Consider the following 23,055-nt stretch of genomic DNA (forward strand, 5'->3'; position numbering starts at 1 on the left):
AGTTGGGATCCGAAGAGATAAGTGATATGCTTGTTTCAGAAATAGATAACAAAGCAATCAATATAGAAAAAGTTAGTGAAAAGAAAAGGATATTGGTGAAATATAAGAATACGGGAAACAAGCAAAAGTTTAGCAATTCTATTAAAAACAATTCAAAATTGTCAAAGCTTAAAAAGAAGAAGTCAATAGAAGCTAAGCGAATAGAGATATATGAGCTTGATGATAGTAATTATTTTGACGACGTAGTTAAAGAATTAAAGAAAGACAATATGGTTGAATATGTACAAGAAGATTTACGTTTATCAATATTTGAGTATCCTGAAGATCCCAAATTTCCAGATCAATGGGCTCTTGAAAATGTAGGACAGGCTATAGAAGGAATAAAAGGTATTGCTGGAGTTGATATAGGTGCATTGGCAGCATGGGATAAGACAAAAGGATCTTCTGAGGTTGTAATAGGCGTATTAGATACAGGTATCGATATTTATAATGAGGACCTGAGGGATGCTATTTTTGTTAATGAAAAAGAAATACCCGGAAATGGAATTGACGATGATAATAATGGATACATTGATGACGTGAAAGGTTGGGATTTTGTTAACGATGATAATACGGTATATGATTCGGCAACACAGGATAAACATGGAACGCATGTTGCTGGGATTATCGCTGCACAGCATAATTTAAAAGGTGTGTGTGGCATTAGTCCTAATGTAAAGATTATTCCTTTAAAGTTTATGAGTGAAGGATTTGGTTACACGTCGGATGTACTTGAAGCTATTGAGTATTGTGAAAAGATGAATATAAATATTGTGAATTGCAGTTGGGGAAGCACTGAGGAAAATCCGGCATTGCGGGAAGCAATGGCAAATAGTAATATTTTATTTATAACAGCAGCCGGTAATTACGGAGCGGATTCATCTAAACATCCGGTTTTTCCGGCAAATTATGACCTACCTAATATAATATCTGTAGCTGATATTGACAATAACGGTGATATTGCACCTTTTTCAAATTATGGTGCAAATGTGCATGTTGCTGCACCAGGTGTAAATATATTAAGCGTTTATCCCGGAAATAACTATGAAATGTTAAGTGGAACATCGATGGCAGCCGCTTTTGTGACAGGTATAGCTGCATTAATTAAAAGTTATGACAAAGATATATCCATATTGGATATCAAAGATAGAATAATCAATAATGTTATTTCATCGGAAAAACTTACCGGAAAAGTATTTTCAGGCGGGAGAGTTGATGCTTTGGCTGCACTCAATAATAAAGTGCCTGAACAAGAGCCTTCAAAACCTATAATTGAAGTAACGCCTAAAGTGACCACAAAACCTGGAGCTGTGCCAACACCCTGTATAGTAAACAATAATTCTAATAAAGATTTCTCAAAAGAAACAATAATAAATGAAAGTTCAAATTCTACAGTCAATAAACTCTTAAAACCTATTATACTTGATGATAATGATTCTTCTAATATGGCTAAAGATGTAACATCATCAGTTTATAAAATAGGCCTTGATTCAATTCGGTTTGATATAAATTCTCAAAGTTTTTCAATGCTATCCTATACTATGGAAGAGGAAAAAATGATACTTCTTCTACAGCTATGCCTATAGGTATTGGAACGGTTTATGGAACATTTGACATAGATGACAATAACGATTGGTTTGTTGTTTATCTAAAGGAAAACACTGAATATACTATAAAGCTTAAAGGAATAGCCAGTGGTAATGATTATGATTTACGTGTATATGACGACGAACTTACTCAAATTGGAGGGTCATATTTAACAGGTAATTCCGATGAAAGCATAACAATAAATATTCAAAACAATGGTATTTATTATTTGAATGTTTCACGTTTTTCATGGTCCGAAAGAGTTGACAATAGTTATCAGCTGTTAATTTATCAAAACACATCTCATTCTGATGAGTATGAGGAAAATGATAGTCTAAATACTGCAAAAACTATTAGTACGAATAAAGATATCTACGGCACTATCGGTACCAATTCCGATGAAGATTGGTATATTGTCAATGTTGAAAAAGAAGGAAGATTGACAATAGCCCTTTTAGATATACCAGTGAATTGCGATTATGAGCTTTCTGTTTATAGTGAAGATTTAACATATGTTGGAGGTTCATATAATTACGGGAACATTGATGAAAAGTTAAGTATTATGGTAGAAAGACCGAATACATATTACATCCGAATTTACTCATATAAAGGATGTGATCCGGATAATAATTATACCTTAAGGGCATCGGTTTCAAGTCCGGATATTTATGAAGAAAATGATACAATAAGTAAAGCTAAAAATATAAAAGTGGGATGTTCAGTGTCGGCAACTATTGATAATCCTGATGATTCGGATTGGTATAAATTTGATGTTAAAGATTCGATGGACTGTCTGATAGAACTTCAGAATATACCTTATGAGAGAGATTATGACCTTTATTTGTTCAAAGAATCATATTGTATTGCTGTTTCATGTTTTGAAGGTAATACTGATGAGTTTTTGAATATGCAACTTACTGAAGGAACATATTACATTAAAGTGGTTCCATATTCGAGATGCTTTAGTCAAACTGATAACTATACTTTATCTGTAAAAAGTAGTAATGGGATTGTTGTCTCAATGCCTTTTATAAAGGTGGATTCAGATAGTTTTATTGAGGTTCCTCTAATGTTAGACAATATTCCGGAAGAAGGTATATCTTGCTTTAACTTTGCAATTAACTACAATAAAAATATTCTGACTTATGTAGGCAATAGTAAAGGTACTTTGGAGAATATTAATGGTGATGATTTAGCTATCCATGAAGCTGAGGATGGTATAAGGATATTGTATTTAGATAATTCTTTGAACAACCCCATCATATCATCAGGCACTCTGGTAAATCTAAAGTTTCAGATAAATAGCAATGTTACAGATGGTACATGTATTTTAGGCTATAATGATAATTGGTCATTTGCCTCATTTACAGACAGCAAGTTTTATATCTATTCACAAGTTAAATTTAAGGCCGGAATGCTGGCTTTCGGTGAGTACAATACCTTTAGTGCTGAAAATATTGAATTGTCTTTAAATCAGCCTATTATGGTGACTTCTTATAGTGAGGAACGATTAGTAGGTGATATAGATGGAAATGGTGTTTTTAACAGCATAGATTATGCTAAGTTAAAAGCACTTATGCTTGGGTATAAAATAGAGCTTCCGGAAGATTATGAGTGGGCGGCAGATGTTGATGGTAGTGGAATGATTAATAGTATTGACATTGCATATATGAAAAGTTACCTACTTGGGAAAATTAAAATATTTCCAAAAGAAAGACCGACTGCACCATCAAATTTGAAGGTAACTTCAATAACTTCATCGGGAATAACTCTTAGTTGGGATGAGTCAACCGGATTAGCAGATATAGCATACTACGAAATTTATCGTGATGGTGTACTTTGTGGAGAGTCAACGACTAACTCTTTCCAGGATAGTGGATTAATAATAAATAGCAATTACATATATGAAATAATTGCAGTAGATATAAAGGGTAGAAAATCTATTGAAAGTAATTCTATAGAAGTGTTTTTTGAAGGTGTAACAGATGTAGAAGCTCCATCTGCACCTAGAAATTTTATGGTGAATTGGTATACAGGTGTGGCCGTATCACTTACATGGGAAGCTCCAGAGGATGCCACGGCAATAGAAGGATATGAAGTATATTCAGGCAATACACTTTTGACGTTTGTAAAAGATACGAGTGTAATCTATACAGGACTTACATGTAATACTAGCTACACGCTTACTGTTAAGGCTGTTGATGTGCTTGGCAACAGATCAGCAGACAGTAATGAGGTTGTTTTTACAACGGGAAGTGATGATTATGGTAATAGTCATACTAATGCTGTCTATTTAAAGCTGGGTGAGGAAAACAAAATCTCAGGTGTTTTAGAAAGCAAAACAGATGAGGATTGTTTTTTGATTAAGCCTCCGGTAAACGGTGTGTACAGGATAAAAATAATTAATGAAACTACTGATAAGGAAATTATTGGGTTTTTATATAATGGTTTTTGGGGAAAATCATTCTCAACATGGAGTACTAGTATCGAAAAATTCTACTACATAAAAGAACTTTTGTTTGCTGATAATACATATAAACTTTCTGTAAAATATACAAGTAAAATACTTAAGGATGATGGATATTCACCAAAGTATAATAAGTACACTATATTGGTAGAACAAGTACCACCTGATTGGACAGTAAGTGAAATTTCATCAAATGCAACAGAGATAGAAATTGACACTGAGATATCGGGTAAGATAAGATTTGGATTATTTGATTCTGTATCTAAGAGTGATTACTATAAGTTTAAAATACCTGAAGATGGATATTACATTTTTGAGTATTCAGAAGGAATATTAAATCAAATATGTGATTCAGATAATGAGTTTCCTTCATGTAAAAAAGAATATACTGAGGAAAAATTAAAGAAGTATTATTTTGAAAAGGGTGACTACTATGTAAGAATATATACAACAAATACAGATATTTCTGACTATACTTTTAAAATTTATAAAGCAAAACCTGATTTTAGAATAAGTAGTATATCACCATCTGTTGTTCTTCAAAGTGATACTGTTGAACTAAAGGCAGTAGTTGTTAATCGCGGTCATGAATACATTGATGGAAAGAATACTTTCAGGGTGGGTTTTCTAATAGATGATGTAAATATTGTGTATTCTGATTATTGTACTCAGGTTATTGGGGAAGGCAAACAAATAGTATTATCGGCTAAAGCTGATGCGAGTTTATTTAATAAACTAGGCAACCATACGGTCAGAGCTTTTATTGAGAAGGGAACCGACTTTGAGGAAATTGATGAAAACAATAATACATTAGTTACTGAGATTTTTACCGATGATTACCCAGACAAAAGAGAAGAAGCAAGAAAAATTTCTGTTAATGAAAATATTGAAGGAAGTATAGGTTTTAGTGGAGACTATGACTGGTTAACTTTTACGCCAGAAATTGGAGGCTATTACAGAATTGTAGCTTCATGTGATGAAAAGGTATCAAATAAGATAGAACTTCGTTTGGGGAATCAGGATGACAACTCATTATTATTGCTTGGTTATTTATCTGCAGAAGAGAATAGCATGAGCATTTTACGGAAGTTAGAAAAAAATAAAACATACTATATTAGGCTAAATGGCTCAATTGGGAATTACAAACTTAGTGTTGACTACGCAAAGCCTAATTTGGATATAACACAAGTGAGTCCGGAGTTTGTTTTTGCAGGGGAAAAAACAACGTTTAGTGTAACAGTAAAAAATATAGGAGATTTTTATCTTGAGGCAAATTCATTCAGAGTTGGTATCAAGCTAGATGACAACGAAGATATTATATGGAGCGATTATAATTCAAATTATCTAAGTGTAAATAGTACTATATCATTAAATGTGGAGGGCTGTTTCTATACAGTAGGTGAGCATACTATTACAGTTGTTATAGATTATAAAAATGATTTGTTTAATGAGGGTGGTACTCAGGGTGTCTCAAAACTTATTTATGCCGAATACCTTGATTTAAAATTGAAAGTGAGCAGCATTACTCCAACTATTGTAGGTCTGGATAATCCAGTGCAATTTACTGTAGGCGTGACAAATAGTGGTGATAAATCATTAAGGTTGGGGAAACCTTTAAAAGTAATATTGAAAGACAAAAATGATAATGTATTAGCATATGGTGAAAGTAGCAGTTTTACTAAGGGCTCAAATTCAGTACTTTTAGATAAGGGCGGAATAGACGGAAAAGGTAGCGTTATATTTGACAAGGCTGGGACAGCAGAAGTTGTAGCATATATAGAGTCTTGTGAAGACAGTAGTTATCAGAAAGAAATAAGTGTAATTAAAAAAACAGATTTAGAGATCTTAGATATTAGCTATTCCCCTGAAAGTATTAAACTTAATGAACAAGTAACATTTAAAATTAACATTATTAATAAAAGTAGTATAAATTTGAATGCAAACTTATTCAGAATAGGACTAAAGCTAGACGATAGTGAGGATATTATATGGAGTTCATATAATTCAAGCCTATCTGCAAATAGAACTACGATATTCTCAGTACGTGGGTTGATTAGTACTACGGGCGAACATATAGTTACCGCCTTTATCGACTATAATAGTAATATCTCAAAGGAAAAGGAAACCGTAGGATTTACCAAGACTATTTTTATAAGACACCCTGATTTGCAGATAACAAATATAAGTCCTAAAGATGTGTTTATTGGAGATAGTACACGATTTACAGTTGATGTGATAAATAACGAAAGTGTATTACATACGGGACAGCTATTAAAGGTAGTATTAAAGGACAAGGATAAAAACATTTTGGCATACGGTGAGGTTGACAGCTTTATCGATAAAGGAAAATCAATCTCGCTGCTTTTAGATAAAGGAGGAGAAGACGGAAACGGTAACGTTGTATTTAACGAGCCTGGAATTACAGAGATTGAAGCGTATATAGATATAGAAAATGTAATAGAGGAATCGAATGAGGAAAATAATAGCTATCAGACAGAAATAAATGTAATTAAAAAGCCTGACTTAAAAGTTTTAGATATCACTTATTCACCTGTTGAAATAAAGGAAGGAGAAAAAGTCGTATTTAAGGCAAAGGTGAAAAACTGTAGTGATGGAATGGTTATTCCAAGTAATCTTAAAGTGAATTTTAAGATTGATACAGATACTGTCATAAGTTCAGCAACTTATAACAAAGAAATATATTCAAATGAGATTGTGGAATTTACCGCTGAAACTACTTGGACAGCCTTGTTAGGCGAACATAATATAACAGCAGTTGTAGATGAAGAAAACTTAGTGATTGAATCCAACGAATTAAATAATTCATATACTGAAAAGATAATAGTTGGAAAGAAACCGGATTTGATAGTTACGGATATTTCCTATTCACCTGAAGTGCCTAAGACTGGTGATGAAATAATATTTAGAGCTACTATTAAGAATATTGGAGAAGGAAGCAGCCCGGCCGGTAGGGTTCATAGAGTAGGATTCAAAGTTGACAATAGCGAAACTTTATTCTGGTCAGATCACTTTAGTTGGTCTATAGAGCCTGGGGAATCGGTTACTGTTGATGTTTCATGGGGCAAAAACGGAAGTAAGTGGTTGGCAACTGAGGGACAGCATATTATAACAGCAGAAGTCAATGATACAAGGTTGATGGAAGAGGAAGAATATGTAAACAACATTTATAGTGAATCTATTAATATAGCCGGTTTTAGTATGTTAAATCTTTATGATGACTATGATAATGATGGAATTGATAATGCTACTGAAATTGAGCTTGGTACAAACCTTATGAGCAGTGATACTGATGGTGACGGTATTAGTGATAGCGAGGAACTGAGAATATTATCAAATCCATTGTTGCCAGATAGTGATGGAGATGGAATTTTGGATGGGAACGAACTAAAGCTCGGTTTGAATTTATTGGTTGCCGATGAGAATAGAATTGTATCAAGGACATGTTCAACACCTGATGAAAGTGTTGTTGTAACTGCATATGGAGACTTAAATATTAATGCAAAGCCGTTTAAAGTAATAGTAAACGATACATTTTTGAATTCTTTAGAAGGTATTATAGGTTCCCCCGTTGATATTTCGCTAGGTGATTGTGAAATAGAATCAGCAAGCATTACATTTAAGTATAGTTTGGATCAATTAAACGGGCTTGATGAAAATAAACTAAAGATATACTGGGTTGATACTGAAAACGGCAAACTTGTACCGGTTGAATCGCAAACTGTAGATACTGTAAATAAAAGTGTTACATGTGAAGTTAATCATTTCAGTACATATATTATGGGAGTAGATTTAGATACGGATTTGTCAAACGTTGATATAGTATTTGCTATTGATAGATCCGGAAGTATGGCTACTAATGACCCTAATTTGTTTAGACTAAAAGCTATTGACCGATTTGTCAGTGACATGGATATACTAAAATTCAGGGTTGGTATTGTGGAATATGCGGATACTGCTCAAACAAAGCATACAATATCTGATAATAAAACTTCATTAAAGTCGGCTCTAAAAAGTATTAATGATAGTGGAAATACGAATTTTGGAGCAGGTTTGTATAAATCACAGGAGTTATTGAGAAATAGCGGAAATAGAAATAAAGTAATTGTTCTTTTAAGTGATGGTCAAAACAATACCGGCTACAGTGATAATGCAGTTGTTGATATTTCTAAGAGTATTTATAGTCAGGGTACAAATATATACACTATTTCTTTAGGAAAAAGTGTAGATATTAACTTGATGGAGAGAATAGCAGAGGCAGGTGGAGGAAGGAACTTCTACATAGAATCAGCAAATCAAATTGAACCTGTATATCAACAGATAATGTCAATGATTGGAATTGGAAGAGGTTATTCAGACAGCTATGGAAGGTATTACCCCGGATATGTAATAATGTATGACTTATCTGCTATACAACATTTGGTTAAAGTCACAGATGTTCAATCAAAGTTAAGTGACGGATGGACTTTTTATCCTAGGACTGGAAATGAGCCAAAAATAACACTTAAAGAACGTGACTATTCAGAAATAACATGGACATTAACCAATGCAAAATATACGACACTAAAAATAGTGAATTGTAAAAAAGAGGAAACAGTACAAAGTTCCATTATATTTGAAGATGGAGATTATACTACTAAGTCTCTGGATTCGGATACTCTTTATAGAGGAGAACTGTTATATGGAAGTCTGGTCTTAGATTTAGAGTATGCTTATACAAAGTCAAATATCGAATTTGGAAGTCCTATAAAATATGCAAAATATAGTCTGGAATTGTTAGGATATAATAATTTAAAAAATGCCAATGGTGTTTATTCAGAAGAAAAGGACGATAAATTTGTTGCTGCACTCAATGACTTTATTCAAGCATTCAAACTTGAAAAAGACTATGAAGAATCCGGAAACAATGAAGAAGTATTGTATAATTGGCTAAAGATAGCGGCAAATAATTTAAAGACTTATACGGAAATTAAATTAAGTGAAGACAAGAGGACTTTAGTAAATGAGTATGGGGAGCAATTGTATACCGATTTTCTGAATGAATTCTATGAACTTGGGATTTTACCGGAAGTTGTCGATAATTTATTGATTTGCGTTGCACCTTCAAAGCTGCTATTAAATGGGGATATTATTGAAAAGTATATCTTAATGACAAGAGAGAATCTGATAATTACACGCAAAATGGGAAGACCTTCAGTAAAATTGATTTCACCTACTACTTTATCGATTTATAATGAAATTGACGGTATAGTTATAGAAGCTGAAGGGGAAAACTGTGCATATATTTATGCTTATGTAAATGGCAAAAATGTAGCTGTACAGAGCGGAAACAGCTTTAGTTACAAGTTTATTCCAAAATCAGAGGGATTATACAAGATATACGTTGAAGGTAGAAATGCTGCTGAGAATAAAGGAACTGCAGCAAGGTCTCATACAGTTGAAGTGCTTGTGAGGTTCACGGTAGCAAGCATTACCAGATATTATTCGCTTAATTTTAATGGAAATAGCAGAGTTTATCTTGGAAATGATAGTAAGCTGAAGCCTAAAAGTGAAATTACAATATCAATGTGGGTGAAACCTTCAAGTATTCAGAATCAAAATGCGACAATAATTAGTTGTGAAGGGTTAAAATCCGGCTATGCAATTAGGCAGGATGGAAATAACACAAACAAGTATGTATTTTCCTATTGGAATGAATCCGGTAAGGAATTTAAAACAGAAGCGGTAACTTTGCAACCGGATTGTTGGCAACATATAGCTGTCCAAAAAACAATCGGTGGTCTCGATTCGTATTTGTGGTTTTATGTTAACGGAGAACGTATTGGAATTGGAGCACAATATGGAGATATAGGATATGATGATAACTCTGAATTGTATTTAGGTACTTATGCATATAGTCCGGGGAGCAGGAATTTTAGAGGTTCTTTGGATGATGTTGCAATTTGGAATAGAGCACTAAGTATCGAAGAAATTCAAAATGTTAGAAATAATGGAGCTGAAAAAGATACATATGGGCTTGTAAAGCTGCTTAAAAATAATTCCACCAGTCAAGCGACAGATGTAAAAAATTGCAAGCTTGACTTTGATGGTAGCTATAGAGTAAATTTAGGCTCTGTTAATAGGATACTGCCAGGTAAAGAAATGACTATAGCAATGTGGGTAAGGCCACTAAGCCATAAAACTTCAAATGCCAACATAATAAGTTGTGAAGGCAATGAAATAGGTTATTCAATAGAACAGAATGGAAATCTCACAGACTATTATGTTTTTAAATATTGGAATGGAAAGACATGGAAAAGGACAGATCCCATAAGACTTAATACCGGTTCTTGGCAGCATATTGCCGTAAGTATATCGAAAGATGAAGAAATAAAGTTCATATTAAATGGTGGCGAAAAAATAAATTATTCTTATGGTTCAGTTTTATGGAATAGCACTAACTTGTATTTAGGAACAGATGCAAACAGCCCTGGAAATGGAAATTTCAAGGGAAGCATGCATCAGGTGGGTATATGGAACAGAGAGTTGACACTTGAAGAGATCAAAAAAGTCATGGAAGATGGACCTGAAAGTAAACTTTATGGACTGCAGCAAGTATGTAAAAGCAGCACAGCAAATTTCATAAAAAATGAGGTCGAAATACTAGAATATATAATCAATGATTTGAGTTTCGAACATCTGTCTGATATTACTATTGTTGATGGCGATACTATAAGAATTAAAGGCGGATACTTAAAGAATAGCGATGGAAGCGATTATAGGTACACCCTTTCTTTTCCGATAAATGCACGATTAGTCGATGGATTATATTATGCTACAGATGAGGAAATAACGGATATAATATTTAAGTATATGATGGAAAAGTCAAGGAGAGGTATATATTACAAAGAGTATAAGTTGGGTGGAGAAGAATATATTTATTCAACAGCATGTAATCCACAGTATTTTAATATGGTCCTAGATAAAGGAGACATCATATCGAAAGAAGATTTCATAAATATGATGGGACCTCAATGGGAATTCCAATATGCCAACACTACTGTAAATTTAGAAATAATAGATGTAGTTCATAGGTTTCTTGATTTGGGTGGTATGATACCTGTATTCGGTACACTCCTTGATGGAACAAATGCAATTCTATATTTTATAGAAGGTGATATTGTAAATGCGTGCCTATCCATGTTAGGTACAATAGAGCTTATTCAATACGGCTGTGCAGGTTTGAAGATAGCGGCAAAGGCTTTAAAGACAACAGATAAAATGATGCTTGGAAAGAATTCATTAAAGGTAGCAACAGACAGCATTGGACTGATTAAAGCCGGAAAAGCCAATATGCTCGATGATATTGCAAGCATAACAAGAACCCAAAAAGGTTATGAATTTGTTACAACAGATGGTATAATATTTAAGATGATTGATGATGACATACCTGCGGCAGCAAAAAGTGTTGTAAAGTCAATGTCCGATTCGACAGATGAATTGATGACATGCTTAAAAAGAGAGCCTGAAGCACTGTTTGAATTGGTTGAAGAAACAAAAGAGCTTGATAACACTATCTTATATAGATTAAGAGACGACACTGAAATACAGATATTTAAATCTGATTTGACGCCTGAGCAAATAATATGCTCAACAATAGGATGTTTCACCGGAGATACATTAGTAACAACAAAAGAAGGATTAAAGAGAATCGATGAGGTAAAAACCGGCGACTATGTACTCTCAAAAGATGTCAAGTCGGGAGAAATCGGATATAAGAAAGTAAATTATGTGTATATCAAAAATACAAACAAACTAGTACAATTAATAGTAGGTACTGAAGAGATAAATACAACATCAAGCCATCTATTCTTTACAGACACAGGCTGGTGGAAATCAGCAAAGAGTATTAAAGTTGGAGATAGGATTTTAACAGCTGACGGTGAGCTTAAGGAAGTAACTGGAACGAAAGTTGTTGAGCTGGAGGAACCTGTAAGGATTTACAACCTGAATGTTGAGGATTATCATACATATTTTGTTGGTAATAGTGGCCTTTTGGTTCATAATGATTGTACTGCAGAAATGATGTATGCAGGACGTGAAGCTATTGAAAAAGCAAGAAGAATGAATATTGATGATCCGAAAATTCTTTCACAAATTGGCGAAGCTGCTGCAAAGATGGTTGAAGATGTTAAAGTTATGAAGCAATACATCATTGTTCCAGAAAATGGATTCGAAGCATTTGTTGAGAGAAAATATATTGAAATAAGAAAGGCCGCTTTAAATGATGTTGCAGATGTCGCATATAACACAGGACTACCAATACAAGATATTATAGATATGAAAAACCATTTGTTTTTGAATACTCATAAAATATCAGTAGATGGTAAACCTCTTGAAACATTATATTTTAAGGGAGATGCAGATATTGCTTACGGATGGCAAGTGGCACAAACAAGGAAACTTACGGATGCTGAAAAAGAATGGTTTATACAGCTTAGAAATCATGAGTTACTAGAAAAAAAATATATGGATGAAGGAATGCCTTATAGAGATCCTTCTACATGGAATGCGACAACAAAGAGATTTGATGAAAATCCTGTAAAAAATGCACATGATAAAGCAGCTTTGACAGCTCCGAATCCTCGTAGCTTTCCTGGATATGATCAATCAAAGGATCTTCTAAAATATTTTGATGATGATATATATTATTAATTGAGAGGTGTATAAAATGTATCTTGATAAAGTAGTGGAAAGAATCAATAAAATAAAATGGCATGAAGTAGGTATGAATTTTTCAAAAGCACAAGCAGATGTAGGTTATGAATTTCTAAGAAGGTTAGCTAAATTTTTTAAAGATGAAGCTATAAAACCTACAAGCCCTCTTATCGCTAATATAGCAAGTCTTATGGGTGATATTGATGGAAATATATCTATTTCTGATTACTGCAATACTGAAACTGTAGAATTTTTAGAAAATAAATTATATACACGATACATAATTCAGTACTATATACAATTAGCGAAATATGCTGATAAAGAGCCAAAAGCTATTAAGTACTTAAGTGTATATGAACCATTAATAAGATTACTTGAGATTGGAGGATTGTATGTACTAACAGCTAACGAACTGGAAATAGTACATGCTGCATACTATCCATTAAATAATTGGTATGAAAAATTTGTTGATGTGGAACCTATTGATATAGATGAACTGTAAGTGTTGATGCTTGAGTTATACAAATGTATTGTCCCGACTGTAGAAAATACAGCTTCGGGACTTTTTATATTAATTAATAGGCATTAAATAGCAAAAAAGAAGACATGAGCTTATTGGAGTTACCTATGGGGGGAAGATAGCGAAAGAAGCTTTAAAGAAATCAGATACAATGATGCATGGAAAGAATTCGCAAAGGTAGCAACAGACAGCATAGGACTGATTAAAGCTGGAAAAGCTAATATGCTTGATAATATTGCAAGCATAACAAGAACCCAAATTATGAATTTGTCACTGGGAGTGGTATAATATTTAAGATGATTGATGATGACATACCTGCGGCAGCAAAAAGTATTGTAAAGTCAATGTCCGATTCGACAGATGAATTGATGACATGCTTAAAAAGAGAGCCTGAAGCACTGTTTGAATTGGTTGAAGAAACAAAAGAGCTTGATAACACTATCTTATATAGATTAAGAGACGACACTGAAATACAGATATTTAAATCTGATTTGACGCATGAGCAAATAATATGCTCAACAATAGGATGTTTCACCAGAGATACATTAGTAACAACAAAAGAAGGATTAAAGAGAATCGATGAGGTAAAAACCGGTGACTATGTACTTTCAAAAGATGTCAAGTCGGGAGAAATCGGATATAAAAAAGTAAATTATGTGTATATCAAAAATACAAGCAAGCTGGTAAAATTATTTGTAGGAAATGAAGAGATAAATACAACATCAAGCTATCTGTTTTTTTGCAAATTCGGGCTGGTGGAAATCTGCAAAGAATATTAAAGTTGGGGATAGGATTTTAACAGCAGACGGTGATCTTAATGAAGTAACTGCAATAAGAGTTGGTGACCTGGAGGAAGCTGTAAGGATTTACAACCTCAATGTTGATGAGTTCCATACATATTTTGTTGGTAGCCAAGGACTGTTAGTGCATAATGACTGTCTCCCAGAAATGATGGCTGCTGGAAGGGAAGCTATTGAACGGGCAAGAGCGAGAGGTATTACGGACTCCAAGATTCTTTCTGAAATAGGTTCAGGTGCTGCTGATGCAGTAGATATTTTAAAAAGTGGAAAGAAAATTATTGCCGGTTCATTTGAATGGCTGAGAGTTAGGGCTTATTATTCTGATGCAGCACAAGCTATAAGAGATGCCAATAAAGGTATTAATAATCTTGGTGGAAATGTTTCCGTAACAGAAGTATTAGTTGATGGAAGACGAATAAATATTAATGCTTGTAGTAATCCAAGGAATATTGATGGGTTTGCAGAATTGAGAGGTGTACAAAATGCTAAAACTGACCCACAAAGATTTTTTAAAACTGAATTTGTAGATAATCAAGGTAATATTTATGACGAATACATTGAAGGTGTTAATTGGAATAGAAGCGTTGATGCTGAAGCAAGGACTTTAGAGCAATTAGCAAGAGAACTTGGTGCAACAAAATTGCCTGATGGCACTATTGACTGGGGAAATATTAATGCACATGGAACAATCAATTTATTTACAGAAAATCCGTGCTGTCCAAGTTGCTTAAAAGTTATTGAACAATTTTCTTCAAAATATAAAAATATAACAATAAATGTATTCTGGAATTAAGTACTGGAGGGTTTGGTTTGATGAACTACCAACGTTTGTTAGAAAAGTATAATGATATGGTGTTAATTTCAACATTAATACTTCCTGAACATACAGAAGATGTGGTCAAGGAAATTGGAAAAGCTATGAATATACCAATTGAATTGAAGCAGTTAGTATCTGCCGTAGAGTCTAGTTCTACAAGTGGTGAAAACAAAGTATGCTGTTTTGAACGTGAGCGGGAATTTATCTATATTGACTGTCATAAACCTCAAGACCTGCATCAAATAATTATACGGTGCTTAAATAGTGAAAAGGAAGAAATATATAATTTAATTTACAAATGGGTTCGATTAAGGCAAGAAGCGTATGGACAACCAATTAGCAAGGAAATAATTGATTGGATGCACCCCGACAAGAAATATGAAAAAGTTAAAAATCCATTATTAAGTAGCTTACAGTTTAACGGGTTAATTGATGATACAATTGATTACTGATTAACTTGTTGTCGGTTGCAAAAATTACATCAGTTGAATTAAAACGCCAATATATAGGAAACAAAACAAATATAACCATGAAGATTTTGAACAATATGACAAAAGAATCTCAACCTAAGAGGCTGGGATTCTTTTCATTGCATGCAAAACAAAACTAATGCAAATCGCAAAAGTCCAGAAACAGCTTTAAATTCCAAAACATTAAAATCAGTGTTGGTTGCAAAAATTACATCAGTCAAATTAAAATGCCAATATATAGCAAACAAAACGGGAATGTAAGTAATTTTGTGTATCATAATTTATGTAATCCTTCTTTAGCAAGTAAATTTTAGTTGACAAGGTTTACAGAATATTGTTTTTTATTGCCTTTCCATTGTATATTATTGCCGGATTTATTAAGTTTTATACATAAACTTGATTAAATCTGGCAATAATCATTTATAATGGTCAGTATTAGCCTTTTAAACCTATATTTTTAATTTTGTGAGGTCTAGCCCATCCGGCGATGAGGATGAGCCCTTGAGGGCGGTGGGGGTGAATGCTCTTAAATATACTCTTCCAGCCTACCTGGATATTGGATTACCAATTGGCTAAGTACTCTATCCCAGTTTTTGTAACGTTGTGTCCATTTTTTTACTACATTCATTGATGCTAAATATAAAATCTTTTCTAGTGAACTGTCTGTTGGAAATATTGTTTTTGTTTTTGTGACCTTACGAAACTGACGATGTAGTCCTTCAATTATATTTGTAGTATAAATTATTTTTCGTATTTCTTCTGGAAATTTGAAAAATGGACTTATAACATCCCAGTTATTTTCCCAACTACGTATTGCAAAAGGATATTCCTTTCCCCACTTTTCTTTAAGTTCATAAAGTTTTTCTAATGCTATTTCTTCATTAATAGCATGATATACTTCTTTGAAATCATTACTAAATGCTTTTAGGTCTTTGTATGGCACATACTTAAAAGAATTTCTCAGCTGATGTATTATGCAACGCTGCACTTCAGATTTTGGATATGCAGCATTTATGGCTTCCTTAAGTCCGGTAAGTCCATCAACACAAAAAATTAAAACATCCTGTACTCCTCTATTTTTAAGGTCATTCAGTACACCAAGCCAAAACTTTGAGGATTCATTATCACCAATCCATATCCCTAAGATATCTTTATATCCATCAATAGTAACTCCTAGAACAACGTAAGCTGCCCGGTTTGTTATTCTTCCTTCATCCTTTACCTTATAATGAATTGCGTCCATAAATATAAAAGAATATATAGGTTCAAGAGGTCTTTGCTGCCATTCTTTTATTTCTGGAGCAATTCTGTCAGTAATCTTGCTAACCATCTCCGGAGACAGGCTGAATCCATAAAGTTCTTCAATTTGTTGACTAATATCTCTTGTAGACATTCCCCTTGCATATAGAGCTATAACTTTTTCCTCAATTCCGGAAACATTACGCTGATATTTTGGGATAATTTTAGGTTGAAATTCTCCTTTACGATCTCTAGGCACTTGTATATCAATTTCACCAAACTCACTTTTTATTTTTTTTTGGTGTATAACCATTACGGCTATTATCGGTATTTTTATTTGTCCACATCATCTTTTGCATAACCCAATTCTGCTTCAAGTTCTGCCTCAAGCAGTTCTTGAATAATATCTTTAAAAATGTCTTTTAGATATGCATTTACATCTGATACGCTTTGGAAATTATTTTCCCGAACTAATTGCTTTATATGTTCTTTTGATAGTGTTGACATAAAATTCTCCTCCTTAGCTTTTCTTATTAGAAATTCTTGCCAAGAAGGAGAACATTCAATCTCTTATACACAAGATTTTTTACATCCTCAAAAGTAAATTTTTAATTTTTAGAAAAAATATTGAGGACCACAAAAAAGAGGTCTAAACATTAATGCTTAGTAAAGAGAAAACAGATTCAACGCTACTACATTTAGTTACTGAATAAAAATTGTTTATCACTCCATAAGAAAATCCTTCAGGAAAAATTCAGTTTGCTGAGTTTACGTTACAATCTAACGGTATAGATGATAAGATTGAAAGGACAACATATGAAAATAAGAGTTTTTTAAAGTCAAATCAGCAAAACATGTACAAATGTATTCTATTTTAATATGTTTTTCGATTTTGGAGACATCATATCGAAAGAAGATTTCATAAATATGATGGGACCTCAATGGGAATTCCAATATGCCAACACTACTGTAAATTTAGAAGTAATAGATGTAGTTCATAGGTTTCTTGATTTGGGTGGTATGATACCTGTATTCGGCACACTCTTTGATGGAACAAATGCAATTCTATATTTTATAGAAGGTGATATTGTAAATGCGTGCCTATCCATGTTAGGTACAATAGAGCTTATTCAATACGGCTGTGCAGGTTTGAAGATAGCGGCAAAGGCTTTAAAGACAACAGATAAAATGATGCTTGGAAAGAATTCATTAAAGGTAGCAACAGACAGCATTGGACTGATTAAAGCCGGAAAAGCCAATATGCTCGATAATATTGCAAACATAACAAAGACGCAAAAAGGTTATGAATTTGTTACAACAGATGGTATAATATTTAAGATGCTTGATGATGATATACCTGCGGCAGCAAAAAGTGTTGTAAAGTCAATGTCCGATTCGACAGATGAACTGATGACATGCTTAAAAAGAGAGCCTGAAGCACTGTTTGAATTGGTTGAAGAAACAAAAGAGCTTGATAACACTATATTGTATAGATTAAGAGACGACACTGAAATTAAGATATTTAAATCTGATTTGACGCCTGAGCAGATAATATGCTCAACAATAGGATGTTTCACCGGAGATACATTAGTAACAACAAAAGAAGGATTAAAGAGAATCGATGAGGTAAAAACCGGCGACTATGTACTCTCAAAAGATGTCAAGTCGGGAGAAATCGGATATAAAAAAGTAAATTATGTGTATATCAAAAATACAAACAAACTAGTACAATTAATAGTAGGTACAGAAGAGATAAATACAACATCAAGCCATCTATTCTTTACAGATTCAGGCTGGTGGAAATCTGCAAAGAGTATTAAAGTTGGAGATAGGATTTTAACAGATGATGGTGAGCTTAAGGAAGTAACTGGAACGAAAGTTGTTGAGCTGGAGGAACCTGTAAGGATTTACAACCTCAATGTTGATGAGTTCCATACATATTTTGTTGGTAGCCAAGGACTGTTAGTGCATAATAATTGTTTGGAAGAAATGATGGCTGCTGGCAGGGAGGCTATTGCTGAAGCAAGAGCTTGTGGAGTAACTGATCCCAAACTTCTTTCTGAAATTGGTCAGTTTGCTGCAGATGGTGCAAGAAGTAAATATATCAAGCCAACAGGAGAATTTGTTGATGATATTTTAGAAGCTGATTATCAAAAGTATGTTGCACGAAAGAACGCACAAGGAAAAACTCCAAGAGAACGGACTGATTGGAAAGATGCAAGAGATTACTGGATTAACGATTCTCCACTTGCTAGAGGAAATGCCTTTAATGACAAAGCTATTAAAGAAGGATGGTATCCATTTAATGAGGTTCATTTGGAGAATGGGAAACGCTTGGATTCATATGACCCATATAAAGGAGAAATTGTGTCAAGAAAAGCCACAGACTTAGAAGAAATTCAATTATCGACCTTTGAAGGCTACTTAAGAGAAATGCAGTATAAATATAAACCCGGTACAAAAATAAGGTCTAATAAATATCCTGAAATTGATGGTCAGTTACTTACAGGTAAACTAATACTTGAAATACCAGACTCAAATTTGAATTTTAGTGAAATACAAGATTATATTGATTTGGCTAAAAACAAATATGGTATAGAAATACGTTTTAGGAGTGAATAGCATGGAGTTAAAACCAGATATTAAAATTGCCTTAGAAAAAATTAATTTTCTTGAAAGATATAAAAGTTTATCTACAAAATATGCTTTTGATACTACTGAATGTTTCAAATCGTATGAAAACAGTGAAGTTTTAAACATATTCAGTGAGTTGGGGTATAAAGCTACCTTTAACAAAAGTGAGAACTTTTTCAAGGTTGTTGAAAAAACACCGCCATATAAGTTTCAATTTAATATTAGTTTGAAATACGGAATTGCTGAATTGATCTGGGCAGTATGGAAGGATAAGATATATTACGGCGGTGGTGTATGGATTATGATGAAGAAGTTGTTGGGAGATAATGATGAAAACATAAAATACCCAAGATTTCGTAATTATACAGACCTAAAAGAAATATTAGCAGAAGCATTTGCCATTTATGAAGATTTCAAACGTGAGTTTCTTGCAATCCAATAAATTTATATAATAATAGTAGAGGTGAAAATATGAGTGTATCAATTTACTATACAGCTAGAAGAAATAAACCTCTTACAAAAGAGGAGCAACAAGCAATTGACAGCTTAATTAAAGAATATTCGGTAGAAAAGGAAATTTCAGAATATTTAGAAACGGGTAAAGGATTTAATTGGGAACCATTTTGTGTATATGGCCCAGATCCTAGCGAACCAGATATTATTTTTGAAGGTTCTACCAGACTTCCCGACAATTCAAAAGAAGCAATTTGGGAAGGCCTTCAACATTGGAGTTTACTGCTTTCGGCTATACGTTGCGTAATACCTGATGCTAAATGGAATGTACATGTGAATGACCATGAACTTATTTGGGATGAGGAATACTCAGAATATGATTTATCGAAGTAACTCAATAATTAGATCATAAGACTGTTTGAAAAAACTCAGTAAAATAGTTTACTATGATAAACAATTAAGGATTAGTTAACTGTATTAATATATTTTATCTTTGAATAATATAATCAGAAATACATGGTGTATCAAAAAACTACTGAAAGTGTCGGAGTTTTCTGATATACCTTTTTATTTTATAAATTTATGAAGGTAAACTAACATTATAGATAATCATAAGATACTAGGATAAATTCGTTAAAGGTATCAATAGACAGCATTGGACTACAAATAGTATGTGGTGACATACCTGCGGCAGCAAAAAGTATTGTAAAGTCAATGTCCGATTCGACAGATGAACTGATGACATGCTTAAAAAGAGAGCCTGAAGCACTGTTTGAATTGGTTGAAGAAACAAAAGAGCTTGATAACACTATATTTGCTTATGTTATTCTAAAAGTACCCACTATTTCAATTGAAAATTCCCCCACCCTGAAACTAAAATACCTTATGTAAATAATACTTTTTTACATAAGGGGTTGGATGAAGGTGATTAAATTGCATCAAAAGCAGGAAATCATTTTAATGAAATTTAGAGAAGGTGCATCAATAAGAGCAATTGCAAAAGAAGTTGGTGCAGACAGAAAAACTGTACGTAAGTACATAAGGCAGTATGAACAGCAAAGGCAGCAGTTAATGCAGATTGGAGATGTACAACCTACTGAGCTTATTGAGTCCATTGTTCAGCCACCAAAGTATGATACCAGTAAAAGAAAACCTATAAAAGTAACTGATGAAGTCTTAGAACGCATTAAATATTATCTTAATGAGAATCAGTCTAAGAGATTAAAGGGACAATCTAAACAGATTATGAAGAAAATTGATATCTTTGAAGCTCTTAAGGAGGAAGGATTCAATATTGGCTATACTACAGTATGTCAGACTATATCCAAAATATTATCCCAATCTAAAGAAGCTTTTATCAGGGAAAGTTATGCTCCTGGAGACATATGTGAATTTGACTGGGGCGAAGTAAAGTTATGTATTGGTGGAGTGAATCGCAAGTATCCGATGGCCGTGTTTACTACTGCTTACGGTAATTACAGGTATGCAAGACTTTTTGTTAAACAGAAAAGCGAATTTTTTCAAGAAGCTCATGCATACTTTTTCAAGTCTATTCATGGCAATCATATGACAATGGTTTATGATAACATGAAGGTAGCCGTAAAGGGGTTTGTAGGACGAAATGAGAAGCAGCCGACTGATGCCCTCCTACAGCTTTCCATATACTATGGCTTTCAATTTCGATTTTGTAATGCTTACCGTGGTAATGAAAAGGGGCATGTAGAAAGAAGTGTGGAGTACATAAGAAGAAAAGCTTTTGCAATAAAGGATACTTTTGATAGTCTTGATGATGCCAATCGTTACCTTGAAGATATATGTAACAGGCTTAATGATAAGCCCCAACCATTGAAAAATAACAAAACAGCGAAGGAACTTTTAGAGGAGGAAAGGCCATATTTATTACCTGACGTACCTATGTTTGAATGCTCAAAACTTGAAAATTTAAGGGTTGACAAATACTCAACTGTAATGTTTGAAAGTTGCCATTATTCTGTACCGGATTGGTATGTAGGGAAAATTATCCTAGCGAAAATATATCCCAGCAAAATTATTTTCATGTCAGAGGGAGAAAAAATAGCAGAACATCCAAGACGGTTTGGGTTTAATGAATGGAATATCGATATCTACCACTACATAAGAACATTAAAGAAAAAACCTGGAGCATTGCCAAACAGTACTGCATTTGCCCAGGTATCTAAACAAATAAAAAATATCTACCAATGTTATTATACAAGAAAAGAAAGAGATTTTGTTGAACTTCTTCAGTATATGAAAGAAAAAAACAAGTCGGTAAATGAAATTCTTGAAGTCATAGACAAACTCCTTAAAATATGCCCCAAAGAAATATCAACAAGCAAAATTATATTGCTTTGTGAAAACAAGAATCAGGTACTGACAAAATCGCAACAGGAAAATGAAATCAGCCAAAAAGCAAAAGAGCATTTAAAAATCTATGGTAACCTTATTTCAGGGATAAAAGACAGACAAGGAGTGGCTTTATCATGATTACCAAGGATAAGAAAGAATTAACTGAAAAAATCATTGAGTTTACAAAAACTTTGCATCTTCCTGCATTCCGGAAGTGCTTTGAAAGTGAGGCAAAAGAAGCACTATCAAAAGACTTAAGCTTTGAAGAATATCTATATTGTCTTTTAGAGAAAGAGTGCGACATGAGATATGACAATATGCTCAAAAAAAGAGTTCGAATGGCAGAGTTTCCTTACAAAAAGTATTTAGAGGAATTGATAGTTGAGGATCTGCCGGAAGATGCCCGTAAAAAGCTAAAACTTTTAAAAACTCTTGATTTTGTTAAAGAAGGACAAAATGTTATACTTGCCGGGAATCCCGGTACCGGCAAAACCCATATAGCTATAGGTCTTGGTATCAAGGCTTGTCTTGAAGGTTATAAAGTGTGGTTTACTACAGTTCCACTTTTTATTACAATGCTTAAGGAAGCTAGATCTCAAAAAACTCTACGAAATTTTGAAAACAGGTTTTTAAAGTATGATCTTGTAATTCTTGATGAATTGGGATATATATCATTTGACAAAGAAGGTGCTGAATTACTGTTTACAAATCTATCATTACGGGCAGGGAGAAAGTCAACTATTATTACGACAAATTTATCATTTGAAAGGTGGGATGAAGTATTCCAGGATCCTATTATGACAGCTGCTATGACAGACAGACTTACTCATAAGTCTTATATGGTCAACATGAACGGAAACTCATACAGGCTCAAAGAAACTGTTAAATGGATGGAAGAAAACAATCTTTAAAATTTTCACTATGGGGAATTTTCGATTGAAATATGG

Annotated in this window: 12 protein-coding genes and 2 pseudogenes; 13 read left to right on the top strand and 1 reads right to left on the bottom strand. The window is 33.4% G+C overall.

Going from position 1 to position 23,055, the window contains the following annotated elements; translation table 11 throughout:
* Nucleotides 1-26: 26 nt before the first annotated feature.
* From CLOCL_RS21015 to CLOCL_RS07795, 7 genes and pseudogenes are all read left to right on the top strand, one after another.
* Nucleotides 27-1,625, top strand: a complete 1,599-nt coding sequence (locus tag CLOCL_RS21015; RefSeq protein WP_014254827.1) for a S8 family peptidase — start codon at nucleotides 27-29, stop codon at nucleotides 1,623-1,625.
* The gene (locus CLOCL_RS07775) at nucleotides 1,616-12,805 is read left to right on the top strand and encodes a LamG-like jellyroll fold domain-containing protein (RefSeq protein WP_014254828.1); all 11,190 of its coding nucleotides are present in this window, start codon (nucleotides 1,616-1,618) and stop codon (nucleotides 12,803-12,805) included. Before CLOCL_RS21015 ends, CLOCL_RS07775 begins: the two co-directional genes overlap by 10 nt.
* Nucleotides 12,806-12,821: 16 nt before the next feature.
* Nucleotides 12,822-13,310: a hypothetical protein gene (locus tag CLOCL_RS07780; protein ID WP_014254829.1), complete on the top strand. Its 489-nt coding sequence runs from the start codon at nucleotides 12,822-12,824 to the stop codon at nucleotides 13,308-13,310.
* A gap of 314 nt (nucleotides 13,311-13,624) precedes the next feature.
* Entirely contained in the window at nucleotides 13,625-14,107 is a 483-nt protein-coding gene (locus tag CLOCL_RS23095) for a polymorphic toxin-type HINT domain-containing protein (RefSeq protein WP_027621426.1), read from the top strand.
* 13 nt (nucleotides 14,108-14,120) lie between these two features.
* A pseudogene (locus CLOCL_RS23500) lies at nucleotides 14,121-14,204 on the top strand (polymorphic toxin-type HINT domain-containing protein); the annotation flags it as partial.
* Between the two features lie 72 nt (nucleotides 14,205-14,276).
* On the top strand, nucleotides 14,277-14,921 hold the full coding sequence (locus CLOCL_RS21020; RefSeq protein ID WP_081467092.1) for a deaminase domain-containing protein: 645 nt from the start codon (nucleotides 14,277-14,279) through the stop codon (nucleotides 14,919-14,921).
* A gap of 20 nt (nucleotides 14,922-14,941) precedes the next feature.
* Nucleotides 14,942-15,397 carry a hypothetical protein gene (locus tag CLOCL_RS07795; RefSeq protein WP_014254831.1) on the top strand — a complete coding sequence of 152 codons (456 nt, stop codon included), beginning with the start codon at nucleotides 14,942-14,944 and terminating at the stop codon, nucleotides 15,395-15,397.
* A 544-nt stretch (nucleotides 15,398-15,941) separates the two neighbouring features.
* Here the strand turns inward: CLOCL_RS07795 and CLOCL_RS07800 are convergent.
* Nucleotides 15,942-17,161, bottom strand: a pseudogene (locus tag CLOCL_RS07800) (IS256 family transposase).
* Between the two features lie 420 nt (nucleotides 17,162-17,581).
* On the opposite strand from CLOCL_RS07800, the gene CLOCL_RS22485 reads away from it, so the two are divergent.
* The 6 genes from CLOCL_RS22485 (at nucleotide 17,582) to istB (ending at nucleotide 23,019) form a co-directional block, all read left to right on the top strand.
* Nucleotides 17,582-19,276, top strand: a complete 1,695-nt coding sequence (locus CLOCL_RS22485) for a polymorphic toxin-type HINT domain-containing protein (RefSeq protein ID WP_052306583.1) — start codon at nucleotides 17,582-17,584, stop codon at nucleotides 19,274-19,276.
* 1 nt (nucleotide 19,277) lies between these two features.
* Entirely contained in the window at nucleotides 19,278-19,730 is a 453-nt protein-coding gene (locus CLOCL_RS07810) for a hypothetical protein (RefSeq protein WP_014254834.1), read from the top strand.
* A gap of 29 nt (nucleotides 19,731-19,759) precedes the next feature.
* Nucleotides 19,760-20,134 carry a hypothetical protein gene (locus tag CLOCL_RS07815; RefSeq protein WP_014254835.1) on the top strand — a complete coding sequence of 125 codons (375 nt, stop codon included), beginning with the start codon at nucleotides 19,760-19,762 and terminating at the stop codon, nucleotides 20,132-20,134.
* 321 nt (nucleotides 20,135-20,455) lie between these two features.
* Nucleotides 20,456-20,632: a hypothetical protein gene (locus tag CLOCL_RS22490; protein ID WP_169313364.1), complete on the top strand. Its 177-nt coding sequence runs from the start codon at nucleotides 20,456-20,458 to the stop codon at nucleotides 20,630-20,632.
* Nucleotides 20,633-20,665: 33 nt separating this feature from the next.
* Entirely contained in the window at nucleotides 20,666-22,246 is a 1,581-nt protein-coding gene (gene istA, locus CLOCL_RS07820; RefSeq protein WP_041715572.1) for an IS21 family transposase, read from the top strand.
* Nucleotides 22,243-23,019, top strand: coding sequence for an IS21-like element helper ATPase IstB (gene istB / locus CLOCL_RS07825; RefSeq protein ID WP_014254837.1), 777 nt, complete (start codon nucleotides 22,243-22,245; stop codon nucleotides 23,017-23,019). The genes istA and istB overlap by 4 nt, the downstream gene beginning before the upstream one ends.
* The last annotated feature ends 36 nt before the right edge of the window (nucleotides 23,020-23,055 follow it).

This window comes from Acetivibrio clariflavus DSM 19732, assembly GCF_000237085.1.
Lineage (GTDB): Bacteria > Bacillota > Clostridia > Acetivibrionales > Acetivibrionaceae > Acetivibrio > Acetivibrio clariflavus.